Source organism: Microbacterium sp. APC 3901 (assembly GCF_030407765.1).
GTDB lineage: Bacteria > Actinomycetota > Actinomycetes > Actinomycetales > Microbacteriaceae > Microbacterium.
The window spans coordinates 183,376-195,943 of sequence record NZ_JASDCU010000002.1; the positions used below are offsets into that span (position 1 = coordinate 183,376).

15 protein-coding genes and 2 tRNA genes are annotated in these 12,568 nt (G+C 66.9%); 3 read left to right on the forward strand and 14 right to left on the reverse strand.

Annotation, left to right across the window (positions count from 1 at the left end; translation table 11 throughout):
• Positions 1-49 precede the first annotated feature (49 nt).
• From QMA07_RS02420 to QMA07_RS02445, 6 genes are all read right to left on the reverse strand, one after another.
• On the reverse strand, positions 50-718 hold the full coding sequence (locus tag QMA07_RS02420; RefSeq protein WP_290159729.1) for an endonuclease/exonuclease/phosphatase family protein: 669 nt from the start codon (positions 716-718) through the stop codon (positions 50-52).
• A complete protein-coding gene (locus QMA07_RS02425) occupies positions 715-900 on the reverse strand; it encodes a hypothetical protein (protein ID WP_290159731.1) in 186 nt (61 codons plus the stop codon). Before QMA07_RS02425 ends, QMA07_RS02420 begins: the two co-directional genes overlap by 4 nt.
• The gene (locus tag QMA07_RS02430; RefSeq protein ID WP_290159733.1) at positions 897-2,153 is read right to left on the reverse strand and encodes a hypothetical protein; all 1,257 of its coding nucleotides are present in this window, start codon (positions 2,151-2,153) and stop codon (positions 897-899) included. Before QMA07_RS02430 ends, QMA07_RS02425 begins: the two co-directional genes overlap by 4 nt.
• The gene (truA, locus tag QMA07_RS02435) at positions 2,150-2,998 is read right to left on the reverse strand and encodes a tRNA pseudouridine(38-40) synthase TruA (RefSeq protein ID WP_290159735.1); all 849 of its coding nucleotides are present in this window, start codon (positions 2,996-2,998) and stop codon (positions 2,150-2,152) included. The genes QMA07_RS02430 and truA overlap by 4 nt, the downstream gene beginning before the upstream one ends.
• Before the next feature lie 55 nt (positions 2,999-3,053).
• Positions 3,054-4,592 carry an APC family permease gene (locus tag QMA07_RS02440; RefSeq protein WP_290159736.1) on the reverse strand — a complete coding sequence of 513 codons (1,539 nt, stop codon included), beginning with the start codon at positions 4,590-4,592 and terminating at the stop codon, positions 3,054-3,056.
• Positions 4,593-4,691: 99 nt separating this feature from the next.
• A complete protein-coding gene (locus tag QMA07_RS02445) occupies positions 4,692-5,057 on the reverse strand; it encodes a helix-turn-helix domain-containing protein (RefSeq protein ID WP_290159738.1) in 366 nt (121 codons plus the stop codon).
• A gap of 94 nt (positions 5,058-5,151) precedes the next feature.
• Between QMA07_RS02445 and QMA07_RS02450 the strand changes: the two genes are divergently transcribed.
• A complete protein-coding gene (locus QMA07_RS02450; protein WP_290159740.1) occupies positions 5,152-5,997 on the forward strand; it encodes an SDR family oxidoreductase in 846 nt (281 codons plus the stop codon).
• Between the two features lie 69 nt (positions 5,998-6,066).
• Here QMA07_RS02450 and QMA07_RS02455 read toward each other — a convergent pair whose 3' ends face one another.
• The 4 genes from QMA07_RS02455 to QMA07_RS02470 form a co-directional block, all read right to left on the reverse strand.
• Complete coding sequence (locus tag QMA07_RS02455; RefSeq protein WP_290159742.1) at positions 6,067-6,420, reverse strand: hypothetical protein; 354 nt, start codon at positions 6,418-6,420, stop codon at positions 6,067-6,069.
• Positions 6,417-7,040, reverse strand: coding sequence for an Asp23/Gls24 family envelope stress response protein (locus QMA07_RS02460; RefSeq protein ID WP_290159744.1), 624 nt, complete (start codon positions 7,038-7,040; stop codon positions 6,417-6,419). Before QMA07_RS02460 ends, QMA07_RS02455 begins: the two co-directional genes overlap by 4 nt.
• Positions 7,037-7,603, reverse strand: coding sequence for a sigma-70 family RNA polymerase sigma factor (locus tag QMA07_RS02465; protein ID WP_290159746.1), 567 nt, complete (start codon positions 7,601-7,603; stop codon positions 7,037-7,039). The genes QMA07_RS02460 and QMA07_RS02465 overlap by 4 nt, the downstream gene beginning before the upstream one ends.
• 123 nt (positions 7,604-7,726) lie before the next feature.
• Complete coding sequence (locus tag QMA07_RS02470) at positions 7,727-8,194, reverse strand: Asp23/Gls24 family envelope stress response protein (protein WP_290159747.1); 468 nt, start codon at positions 8,192-8,194, stop codon at positions 7,727-7,729.
• Positions 8,195-8,344: 150 nt separating this feature from the next.
• On the opposite strand from QMA07_RS02470, the gene QMA07_RS02475 reads away from it, so the two are divergent.
• Both QMA07_RS02475 and QMA07_RS02480 read left to right on the forward strand, forming a co-directional pair.
• Complete coding sequence (locus QMA07_RS02475) at positions 8,345-8,956, forward strand: TetR family transcriptional regulator (protein ID WP_140036340.1); 612 nt, start codon at positions 8,345-8,347, stop codon at positions 8,954-8,956.
• Entirely contained in the window at positions 8,957-10,633 is a 1,677-nt protein-coding gene (locus QMA07_RS02480) for an MDR family MFS transporter (protein WP_290159749.1), read from the forward strand.
• Positions 10,634-10,698: 65 nt separating this feature from the next.
• Here the strand turns inward: QMA07_RS02480 and QMA07_RS02485 are convergent, their stop codons facing one another.
• The 4 genes from QMA07_RS02485 to QMA07_RS02500 form a co-directional block, all read right to left on the reverse strand.
• Positions 10,699-10,881 carry a hypothetical protein gene (locus QMA07_RS02485; RefSeq protein WP_056375780.1) on the reverse strand — a complete coding sequence of 61 codons (183 nt, stop codon included), beginning with the start codon at positions 10,879-10,881 and terminating at the stop codon, positions 10,699-10,701.
• Between the two features lie 143 nt (positions 10,882-11,024).
• Positions 11,025-11,098 (reverse strand) — tRNA-Met (locus QMA07_RS02490).
• 34 nt (positions 11,099-11,132) lie between these two features.
• Positions 11,133-11,204 (reverse strand) — tRNA-Thr (locus tag QMA07_RS02495).
• Positions 11,205-11,271: 67 nt separating this feature from the next.
• The gene (locus QMA07_RS02500) at positions 11,272-12,552 is read right to left on the reverse strand and encodes a M23 family metallopeptidase (RefSeq protein WP_290159751.1); all 1,281 of its coding nucleotides are present in this window, start codon (positions 12,550-12,552) and stop codon (positions 11,272-11,274) included.
• Between the last annotated feature and the right edge of the window lie 16 nt (positions 12,553-12,568).

The following is a 12,568-nucleotide window of genomic DNA, read 5'->3' on the forward strand; positions in this document are numbered from 1 at the left end:
GACAGCCTACGTCATTCCTGACGTTCTCCCAAACCGGGTCGCTCGGCGATCAGTCGAACCGCGTCGTCACCAGGATCGGACGATGGTCGCTCATCCCCTGCGGAAGGGTGGTGACCCGCTGGATCTCGAAGCCGACCGAGGTGGCGAAATCGTAGTGACCGCGGAACACGCGGTAGCGGGTGTAGGTGTGGTCGTCGCTCAGAGTCAGCGCGTAGCCGTGCTCGCGGATCGTCTGCCCGAGGTTCTCCTTGAACACCGGGTAGTTGTAGTCACCGACCATCAGCTGAGGCAGCTCCTCTCCGAGGGTCGCGAGCTCCGTGAGAGCAGCCCTGATCTGGTGCCGACGCAGCGAGTTCAACGCGGTCAGCGGCGCCGCATGGAACGACGCCGCGATGAACTCGCGTCCGGCGTCGATGTCCTTCAGTCGCGCGCCCAGAACCCGCTCATGCGCGGGCTTGGCGATGCGGTCGTGCAGCGACTTCTTGAGCTCGATCGTCTTGATCGCCTGGAGGTGGAACTCGCTGGCTCGGTAGAACATGGCGAGCCCCAGACGGTTGCCCTGCGTCGCATCGGCGAGCGTGAGGTCGCCGATCGTCTCGGGCAGATCTGCGACATCGCACTCCTGCAGGCACAGGATGTCAGGATCGTGCGCCGAGACCAGTTCCGCTAGTTCGCCTGCGGCGCGGTGCTTCTGCAGGTTGTAGGAGATGACCTTCATCGCACTTCACGGTAGTGCGTCAGCCTTGGATTCCGGTGGAAATCGCCCGTCCGTTCGATGAACCGGTTGCCGTCGTCCTTCAGCTGACTCTGCAGATGCGCGAGAGTGACCCCGCGCTCAGAGATCGCTGCCCGCAGAGCAGCGGCGAACGCAGCACTGCGGTCGTCTGGGCGAGTCGTCACAGTTCCCCCGCGGGTCCGACATCGCCCGGCAAGAGCGCGTCTCGGGCGAGCTGTCGTTGGCGACGGCTGCGCGGGGCGTCGGACCAGCCGATGACGAGCCCGAGCACGATCAGGATCGCCGCCGCCCAGAGCACCGATGACGCGTCCATCGCCGTCCACTCGGCCCAGACCGCGCCGAGACCGATCACCGCGGCTCCGGCACCCAGCGCGGAGAGTCCCAGCTGCAGGCGGACCGCAGCCCGGTTGCCCGAGAGCAGAGACTCGACGAGCCCCACGTCGATGCGACGGGCAGCGCCGTCGGCCACCCATCGGCTCAGCGCGCTCTCCCTCGCGAACTGCAGGACGACGCCTCCGACCCAGGCGAGGATCCCGAGCGCCGCGCACACGGCGATCGCCGCACCGCTGCTCAGGCTCAACAGGTCGATGCCGTTCTCGATCGGCTCGTCCCAGTAGACCGGGTCGCAGGTGCGGCACTGCTGGCGCATGAAGATCGAGAGCATGAACGCGGCCAGCGAGATGAACGTCGCCGCGAGCAGCACCGTGGCGATCCGACGGAGGAGCCGAGCGCTGGGGACCGTGAGCCAACGCGGCACGACCGCTGCGACAGCGGCCGCCCGACGCTCGGCATCGGCCTGCTGCGCTCGGGGAACGCCTCTCTTCCAGCGCCCCCACTGCGTGCCCATGCGTGCGGAATCGCGCTCGACGGCCCGTCGCCCGATGCGACGGAGCATCTCGGCGCCGAAGGCGAGCACCGCGAAGACGAGGAGCACGATCCAGCTCACGGCATCCTCGCGGAGATCTTCGGTGAAGAGAACGCCCAGTGCGAAGATGCCGCCGAGGCCCGCGAGGCAGCAGAACAGCACCAGGCCGGTGGTCTGCAGGTGGGCGGCGGGCGCCGCCTTGAGTTCGAGTCGCAGCGACCGCTGCGGTACGGCGCTCGGATCGGCACCCGCACTCGACTCCACGGCGCGCAGGGCGGCGTAGCGCTCGGCGACGAAGACGACGGGCACACCGATCGCGAGCACTGCGGCGACGAGCAGGATCACGCCCATGCTCGCCCGGAACAGCGGATCGAGGTCGACCTGCCAATACAGCGATGACAGCGCCTCCTCCCCCACGATGCCGATCACGACGATGCCGAGGAAGGTGTAGAGCGAACCCACGATCAGGCCGACGCAGGTGTCGAGGAGCGCCCGCCAGAACGCCCAGCCTGCCGACGAGACCTCGACGAACACCGCGTCTCGCCCCGTCATGCTGTCGTGGAGTCGCGGCGAGCGCGTGTCTGCTCCGCCCGGGTCGAGAGCAGCTCGTCGGCCGGATACCCCACCTCGGTGAGCGTCAGCCCGCGGGCCGCCAGCACTTTGAACTCGCTGGTGCGGGTGAGCGCGTCGCGCAGCACGACCAGGTCGTCGACGTCGAGCCGCCCTTCCCCCACCGCCACGCACGCACCGACCAGTGCGCGCACCATGCTGTGGCAGAACGCGTCGGCCTTCACCTCCGCGACGAGCACACCCTCGGAGTCGCGCGACCAGCGGTAGTCGAGGAGCGTCCGGATGGTCGTCGCCTCCTCGCGAGGCTTGCAGTACGCCGCGAAGTCGTGCAGGCCGATGAGCGTCCGCGCAGCGGCATCCATCGCCTGTGCGTCCAGAACACCCCGGTGCGCGGTCGTGTCGTGGCGTCGAAGCGGATCGTACCCGGCGGTCGAGTCGGCGAGCCGATACCGATAGCGTCGCCAGACCGCCGAGAAGCGGGCGTCGAACCCTTCGGGGGCGATCGAGCTGCGGGTCACCGTCGCGTCAGGATACGCGCTCAGCACACCGCGCATGCGCCGTGCGATCGACGCCGCGGGGTCCTGCGGCGCCCGGCCCTGACGCGATTCGATGCGCGACCATTGCGCCTCGTCGAGGTCGACGTGCGCCACCTGGCCCAGCGCGTGCACACCGGCGTCCGTCCGTCCGGCGACGACGAACTGCACGTCGGAGCCGACGATGCGAGCGAGCGCGGCCTCGAGAGTCCCCTGCACTGTACGCAGGGTCGGCTGCTTCGCCCACCCGCGGAAGTGGGTGCCGTCATAGGCGATGTCGAGCCGGATGCGCACGGATAAAGCCTAGGGCGTAGCCGTGCGCGATCCGGCTCTGACCGGGTGATGGGGCTCAGATCCCGCCGTCGATCGAGCGGATCAGACCCGGCTCGTCCGGCACCATCACCTGGGTGTCGCGGTTGAGGCTCTCGCCGCGGAAGAACCTCTTCGACCGCGGGAACAGATACCAGACGAACATGAGCACGAGGCCGAAGGCGAGCGCTCCGATGCCGATCACGAAGGTGCCGCCGATGCCGAAGAGGACCGTGTAGCCGTAGTCCACGTCCCACATGTCGATCGCCGACTGCACGAAGGCCCAGGTGAGCATGCCCGCGCCCAGCACGGGAAACAGACCCTTGAAGAAGAAGTCGCGCGCCGAGCGGGTGAGGTCCTTGCGGAAGTACCAGGCACAGGCGAATCCGGTGATGGCGTAGTAGAACGCGATCGCCAGACCGAGCGACAGGATCGAGTCCTGGAGGATGTCGTCACTGATCAGGGTCATGCCGATGTAGTAGGCGATGGCCACGACCCCCATGACGATCGTCGAGAACGACGGCGTCTTGTAGGTCGGGTGCACGTCCTTGAACTTCGCCGGCAGCGCCCGGTACACCCCCATCGCGAGAGTGCCGCGGGCCGTGGGGAGGATCGTGGTCTGTGTGGACGAGATGGCAGAGAGCACGACGGCGACCACGAGCACCCAGCCGAACGGGCCGAGCAGTCCGTCCTTGATCGCCAGGAAGAAGTCGTCGGCGTTGGCCTCGTTGCCGAGTCCCGTGCCCTCCGCACCCAGACCGGCGTACATCATCGCGGCGATCGTGACGCCGACGTAGGTGACGAGGAGGATGACGGTGGTCAGCAGCGCTGCGCGGCCGGGGATCTTCTTGGGATCCTTGGTCTCCTCGTTGAGCGCCAGGCAGGTGTCCCAGCCCCAGTAGATGAAAAGAGCGAGCAGGATCGACTCGGTGAAACCGGGCCAGCTGGTGAACGCGAACGGGTTGAGCCACTCCATCTCGAACGGCGTCGGATCGGGCGCGGTCCCGGCGAAGAACTGCCAGAGCGCGGCGACGACGAAGATCGCCAGTGCGAGGTACTGGATGCCCAGCAGCACATTCTGGATGCGTTCACCGATCTCGACGCCGCGCCAGCTGACCCAGGTCATCGCGGCGATGAACAGCACCGCGACGAGGACGATCCGCCAGTCGTTGTTCTCGAGATCGAACCCGATCAGCGACCAGAAGTACACCGACGCGATCTGAGCGAGGTTGGCCAGCACGACCATGCCGGCGACCGCGACACCCCAGCCGCCCATCCAGCCGACCCATGGGCCGAACGCTTTCGTCCCCCACGTGAAGGTGGTGCCGCAATCGGGGACGGCATTGTTCAGCTCGCGGTAGGCGAAGGCGATCAACAGCATCGGCACGAACGCGATGATGAACGCGATCGGCGCCTGAGCTCCGACGGCCAGAACGACGTAGCCGAGCGTCGCGACGAGCGAGTACACGGGGGCCGTCGAGGCCAGGCCGATGACGGTCGATCCCCACAGACCGAGGGTGCCTGCGGCGAGCCCCTTGCCGTCGGGGCGTTCGAGATGGATCGGCGTCGTAGCTGACATGCTCAGAACATACGGCTACCGCGTATATCGCGTCAATCCTTTTCTTTCACCGACGGATTTCGTGGTTACGTCCATTCCGTAACGACGGAATCCGTCGAGCTAATCGCGATCGATCATTCCGTCGGCGTGGTCGGCGACCCACTCGACGAGCGGCAGCATCCGCTCCATGAGATCGCGGCCGAGCGGAGTCAGGCTGTACTCGACGTGCGGAGGCACCGTCGGGAAGGACTCACGGCGCACGAGTCCGTCGTCGGCCAGAGTGCGCAGCGTGGAGGCGAGCATCTTCTCGCTGATGCCGCCGACCTCGCGACGCAACTCGCCCCAGCGACGGGTGCCGTCGGAGAGCGACGAGAGAACCAGCACTCCCCACTTGCTCATCACGTGGTCGAGGATCACTCGCGTGCTGCATCCAGGCTCGAAGATCTGCGGAGTAGCCTCCCGGATCTGCGCATAACTAACCGTCATGTACGTACCTTACTTCAAAGTGGGTACCGACAGTGTGGAATGTTCACGACCGGTGGCGAGGTTGTCGCTCCTGTCACCTACGAAAGGACACCCCATGACCATCCTCGTCACCGGCGCGACCGGCAACCTCGGACGCCTCGTCATCGACAGCCTGCTCGAGCGCGGCGCCGACCCGCAGTCGATCGTCGCCGGAGCGCGCGACGTCAGCAGGGCCGAGGATCTCGGCGTTCGGGTCGCGCGACTCGATTACACCGACCCCTCCTCCGTCGCTGCGGCGCTCGAGGGCGTCGACAGCGTCCTGCTGATCTCGGGTTCTGAGGTCGGCCAGCGGGTCGCCCAGCATGAGGCCGTCATCGACGCCGCCAAGGCCGCCGGAGTCTCGAAGTTCGTCTACACGAGCGCCCCGCGGGCGACGACGAGCGATCTCGTGCTCGCGCCCGAGCACAAGGCGACCGAAGAGCTCATCGCAGCATCCGGTCTCCCCTCGGTGATCCTGCGCAACAACTGGTACACCGAGAACTATGCCGCCGACGTCGCCCGCGCAGCCGAGACCGGTGTGCTCGCCTCAGGAGCCGGTGACGGACGTGTCGCCTCGGCGAGCCGCAAGGACTTCGCCGAAGCCGCAGCCGTCGTGCTGCTCGAAGACGGTCACGTCGGCCAGGTGTATGAGCTCGGCGGAGACGTCGCGTGGGGCTACGCGGATCTCGCCGGCGCGATCGCCGAGGTCACGGGTCGCGACGTCGAATACCAGCCGCTGACCGCCGACGAGCAGCTCGCCGGCCTCCGGGCGGCCGGTCTCGACGAGGGCACGGCAGGATTCGTCGTCGCTCTCGACGCCGGCATCGCTGCGGGCGCCCTCGCCGATACGGACGGGACGCTCGCCCGCCTCATCGGTCGGCCGACCACGCCCCTCGTCGACGGCCTCCGCGCGATCGCCTGATCGCCATCGGCTGAGTGCCGAGAGGCGCCGATCCTCACCCAGGATCGGCGCCTCCGTGTGCTCACGCGCTCAGTCCGACGATGCCTCTCGCGGATGGACGTACGCGATCGTGAGAACGGTTGCGACGGATTCCAGCCCGTCCTCCGCGAGGACCTTCCCGATGGCCACGCGGACGTCTCGGAGCAGATCGAGGGCACTGGCCGAGTACTCGATGCCGAGTGACGCCTGGACCTCAGCCCCCTCGCCCACCACGCGGACGGCCACGAGAGGCTCGTCGATCGGGCTGAGCCCGACCGCCACGGCGCTCTCCCCGACGAGGTTCGACACCAGCGAGCCCGCTCGGTAGACGCTGCGCACGCCGGGAGTCGCACGCACCGCCGCCTCGATCCGCTCGGCGAGTCCCGGTAGGGCTGTCGTGCTCATGAGGCCTCCTCCGCCGCACTGCTGATCTGCTGGATATCCCGCACCGTGATGTCGATCGCGGTCACGGTGAGGTCGGTCTGCCGGCGCAGACGCTCGGCGACTTCTTCACGAAGCCGTTCGACGGCCGTCGGGATCGACTCCCCGTAGACGGCATTGACCTCGATCGCGATCCGGATCGGCTCGCCCACGACAGTGACGTCTCCGTCGAGAGTCGATCGACCGACCAGAATGCCCGGTACGGCGTTCTCGGCCGAGCGGATGAGTCCTCGGACCGCCCCCTCCGTGATGCCGAAGTCGAGGGACGGGTCGGACTCCGCGAACGGGATGCGGCGTCCGGCACGGGCATCGAGCGCGATCCCCGAGAGGATGCGGTCGACCCAGCTGTCATCGACCTCCGGGCTGGCCGCGACATCGGCTTCGATCAGCTGTCCACCCAGACCGCGAAGCCGTTCGAGCGCGTCGAGTGCGAGCTGGCACCCGGGCGAGCCCTCGATCGACGGGTCGACGGGCACTCTGCCTGCCTCGAGATAGTCGCTCAGCTCTTCGAGCGTGTGTCCGTCGAGATCACCCGGCTCGAGTCCGAGCTGACGCACGTCGGGAGCTTCCTGCTCTTCAGTCATCGCCAGGCCTCCATTCGCACGATCATGAACTTTCGGGCTCGAGCGAGAAGACCACGTGCCGTCGACACCGAGATGTCGAGCTCCGTGGCGATCTCGTCGTACGAGTAGCCGCCCATCTCCCTCAGCACCCAGCATTCGCGCTGAGCGGCAGGCAGTTCTTGCAGCGCCGCACCGAGCGCTTCGATCCCGGCGCGCGCCTCCACCACACGCGCGGGCGCGGCGTGCGCGGGCGCCGCCTGCTCCATGTCATCGACGTCGAGCGTCGGACGCAGCGCGCGAATACGGTCGACCGCCTTGCGGCTGACGATGCGCATCAGCCAGCTCTTGACCTTCGCCGGGTCGTCGAGCTCGGAGAACCGCTGCCACGCGGTCACGAACGTCTCTTGGACGATGTCGTCGACATCGGCCGAGGCGTTCAGCATCCGCTGCGTGTACGCACGCATCATCGGCGTGTACCTGCGCACCAGCACCGCGAACGCGGCCACGTCGCCGTCCATCGCCCGACCGGCGACGATCCGGTCATCGGCCTGCTCGAGAGCAGAGCGAAATCGTTCCCCACCCATCCGTCGACTCCCTCTTCCGTATCCCGTGAGATGTTCGGAGCAGACGCGCCGACGGATCGGATCGACGATCCGACGGCGCGGTCACAAGATGCTGATCCGATGGTTGATACGCACCTCGCGGGGCTACAGGACACGTGTCTCCGCGCCGGCGTCGGCGTCGGCCGTGTCGCCGCTCGCGTCGTCGTCCGAAGGGATGTGCACGTCGTTGATGGTGACGTTGACCTCGACAGCCTGCTTGCCGACGAACTCGCTCATGGCGACGGAGATCGCTGCCCGCACGTCATCGGCGACCTTCTGCAGCGACACAGGGTACTCGGCGACGATCGTCACATCGACGGCGACCTGGGTCTCGCCGACCTCGACGCTGACGCCCTGGGTGAGGTCGGTGGAGTTGAGCGCGTCGCGGATGGCTCCGACCGCTCGCGCTGCTCCGCCACCGAGGGCGTAGACGCCGGGAACCTCACGAGCCGCGATGCCGGCGATCTTGGCGACGACGCCGTTCTCGATGATCGTCTGGCCGGTCGAGGCGACGGTCGAACCTGCCGGGGCGACCTGGACCTTGGGCTGCTGTGCGTTCGAGACGTTCGCCATCATGTGCTCCTTCATCAGTGTGGGATCCCCAGCGGGGAGGGCCGCAGTGCAGCGACACCACTAAGACGGATGCTACGAACGATTCGTCACAAATCGTCGGGGAATTTCTTCACAGTGCACTCTTAGGTTGAGAGTGCAATATTGCACTCTATGAGCGAGAGTGCAGATTCTTTGCGAGAGCAGCGCAGGCGTGAGACGACCCGCGCCCTCACCGATGCGGCGCGCCGCCTGACCACCGAACGCGGCTTCGCCGGCTTCACGGTCGAGGAGCTCTGCGCAGAGGTGGGCGTCTCGCGGCGCACGTTCTTCAACTATTTCGAGAGCAAGGAGAACGCCGTCTTCGGGTTCGCCGCGATCGACTCCCGACAGGAGGCCCTCGAAGCCGAGTTCGTCGCCCAGAGCGGCGAGCTGCTCGACGACTTCCTCCGACTGACGATCGCCCGATTCGAGCTCTTCAATCCGCTCGACGACGCGCCCGCCATGTTCGCCGTGATCGAGCAGGAGCCTCGCCTGCTCAAGGCCGCGTTCGAACAGCTGGCGAAGAACGAGCGTCGCGACATGGAGCTCGTCGTGCGACGAAGCGGCAAGGGCGCCGATGCCGAGTTGCACGCCGAGGTCATGGTCCACACTGTCGGCGCGCTGGTGCGCCTGTGCATGGATCAGCTGCTGCACCATCACTCGACCGATTCCTTCAGCGATCTCGTCGGGCGACGCCTCGAGATCGCACGCGCCGTGTTCGCACCATCACAGAAAGCCGACTGAATGTCCGCCACAGCCACCAAGGATGCGCCCTTCCTGCTCACGAAGCGGCGCATCTGGATCATCTTCAGCGCCCTGATCGCCGGGATGCTGCTCTCGAGTCTCGACCAGACGATCGTGTCGACCGCGATGCCGACGATCGTCGGGCAGCTCGGCGGCGTCGATCACCAGGTGTGGATCACCACCGCATACCTGCTCGCGACCACGATCGTCATGCCGATCTACGGCAAGTTCGGCGACGTCCTCGGTCGTCGAAACCTCTTCCTGGTCGCGATCGCCCTCTTCACGCTCGCCTCGGTCGGCTGCGCGTTCGCCACCGATTTCTGGATGTTCGTCACCTTCCGCGCGCTGCAGGGTCTCGGCGGCGGCGGACTGATGATCCTGTCGCAGGCGATCATCGCCGACATCGTGCCCGCCAACGAGCGCGGCAAGTACATGGGGCCGCTCGGCGCCGTCTTCGGCCTGTCGGCTGTCGCCGGTCCTCTGCTCGGCGGGTTCTTCGTCGACCACATGACGTGGCAGTGGGCGTTCTACATCAACATCCCGGTCGGCATCGCCGCCTTCATCATCGCGCTGGTCGCCCTCAAGCTGCCGAGCAAGAAGGCCGAGAAGCCGATCGACATCTTCGGCGTGATCTTCCTGTCGATCGCGACGACCTGCCTGATCTTCTTCACAGACTTCGGCGGCGACAAGGAGTTCGGCTGGGATTCCCTCGCGACCTGGGCCTGGGGTGCCGGTCTTGTCGTGGCAGCGACCGCCTTTGTCATCACCGAGGCGAAGGTGCAGGACCCGATCATCCCGCTGAGCCTCTTCCGCAACCCGATCTTCGTCAACGCCACCGCGATCGGGCTCGTGCTCGGCATCGGCATGTTCGCCGCGATCGGCTTCGTGCCCACATTCCTGCAGATGTCGTCCGGCACCTCCGCCGCGGCATCCGGTCTGCTGATGATCCCGATGATGGTGGGTCTGATCGGAACCTCGATCTTCTCGGGCATCGCGATCTCGAAGACCGGCAAGTACAAGGTCTACCCGATCGTCGGAACGATCCTCACCGGCATCGCGATGGTGGCGATGACGACTCTCTCGGCCGAGACGCCGATCTGGCTGATCTGCGCGTTCCTGTTCGTGTTCGGCGCCGGACTCGGCCTGATCATGCAGGTCGTCGTCCTGGTCGTGCAGAATGCCGTCCCCGCCGGCGAGATCGGCACCGCGACCAGCACGAACAACTACTTCCGCGAGGTCGGCGCCTCGCTCGGCACCGCGGTGTTCGGCACGATCTTCACGACTCGCCTGACCGAGAACCTGCTCGGCGTCTTCGCCGACGCCGGAGCCTCACCTGAGGATGCATCTCAGGCGGCGTCGACCATCGACCCCGCCACGCTCAATGCCCTGCCAGACGAAGTCCGAGACGGAATCGTCACGGCATACGCGGATGCTCTCGCGCCGGTGTTCTGGTTCCTCGTGCCGTTCATCGTGCTGGCCCTCGTGCTGTCGCTGTTCCTCAAGCAGATCCCGCTGTCGGATCAGGCCGGGCTCGTCGCCCGAGGAGAGGCCATCAGCGGCGAGGAGGCCGAACGTCTGGAAGCAGAGCAGCGAGGCACGATCGTTCGGACCGCCGCCGGTTCGGATGGCGATGCCCGCGTCGTCGTCGACAACGACGCGCCCCCGACCGCTCGCTGACGCTCCGCGCACAGCCCTCGGGCCCGCTCCTCACGTCGAGGAGCGGGCCCGCGGTGTCTGCAGCGTCAGGGAAGGTCGCCGACCTCGAGCTCGTCAGGGTGATCCGCGTTGTCACCGTCGGCCTTCTGATCCTCACCCGGTGTCGCGGGGTCGATCTCGGGATCAGGGTCGTTCGTCACGAAGTCGGCATCCACGCCGGTCGCGTCGATCTCGGCGCCCTCATCGGGGCCCGCCTGGGGGTCTGACATGATCGCTCCTATCGTCGGGGGTACTGGGCGATCATTGTGACCGCGGGGAGCTCGGAGACGGCATCCCCTTGACATCGTCGCCACAACTTCCGAAAGACTCGTGATACGACAAAACCCCCGGGAATCCCGGGGGTTTCATTCTGTAGCAGGAGCGGGGCTTGAACCCGCGACCTCACGATTATGAGTCGTGCGCTCTGACCAGCTGAGCTACCCTGCCACACCGCATCCGCATCGCAGATACGAACGCTGTGAGCCCCGAGTCAGGATTGAACTGACGACCCCTTCCTTACCATGGAAGTGCTCTGCCACTGAGCTATCGGGGCGTGCTGCCCCTCGCGGGGCAACCACACGAGAATACCATCACTGTGGCGTCCTCATGAAATCGAGGTGTCAATACGAGGTGCGGCCCGCGTTCTCACGCAGCCACGGCAGCGGGTCGATGGTGCCGCCGTTGACGATGATCTCGAAGTGCAGGTGGGCTCCGTAGGAACGGCCGGTGTTTCCCGTGTGACCGACGATGTCGCCGACCTTCACGGTCTGACCGGCCTTGACCTGCAGCGAGCCGTACTGCATGTGCGAGTAGTGGCTCGTGACGATCTGCCCGTCGATCACGTGATCGATGTAGACGGTCACGCCGTATGCGCCGCCCTGCTCGGTGGCGATGCGCACGACGCCGTCGGCGATCGCCTGGATGGGCGCACCCTCGCCGGGCACGAAGTCGATGCCCTCATGCAGCCGGCCCCAGCGCATGCCGTATCCCGAGCTCATGCCCACGCCGACCTTGAAGGGCCACTGGATGGCGGCCTCGGCGTCGTTGGTGAAGACCTCGTTGGAGTAGTTGATGCCCTCTTCCGACGCCACCTGGATCAGGGAGACGGTCGAGAAGCTGTCGGAGCGCGCAAGCGACTCGTTCTGCACATCGGAGGAGGTGACGAAAGCCTGGATCTCGTCGTCGGCCTTGTCCGCAGACTTGGAGCCCGATGCGGCGACGAGAGACGTGGCCGCGAGCGACTGTGTGCCCTGCACTGCAGCCACAGCCTCAGCAGGAAGCGTCATTCCGACCGCGAGGAGTCCGGCGAGGCTCATCACGCCGACGGTCGCGCCGACTGTGAGGAACTTGCGGGCCGACGGACGGCGACGGGCGACGTGCTCGACAGGCGTCTCTTCCGCCGCGGCGGCTTCAGGCTCGACGGTCGGCTCGGACGCACTCTTCGGCGCGGCGCGGCGGAACGCACGGGCCGCGGTCTCGAAGGCATCGTCAGCGCCCGGGCGGTGCCCGGCTCCGCGAGGATCGGCGTGCAGAGGCTCTGTCCGAGCCTCCTCGGCCAGAGCGGGCATGGCCGCCGGCTCGACAGCAGGTTCCGCAACCGGCTCGATGACGACCTCAGGAGCCTCAGTGGGCTCGACCGCGACGACATCTGCCGAGTCCGATGCTGCTGACGCTGCGGCCACCGCGCTCGCGGCGATGAACACCTCTGCAGTGTTCAGCCGCTGGCGCGCGGCGCGGCGCGAAGTCGGAGTCTCGAAGGCGTCGGACGCGGCTTCGGAGACGGGCGCGGCTTCGGAGACGGCTTCCGTCACTCCTGCCGCAGAGGCCTCGAAGGCCGCAGTGCGGAGACGGCTGGACCGGCGCGTGGGCGCAGAGGCAGCCTGGGGATTCTCGAAGGGCAAGTCAGATTCTCTCGGG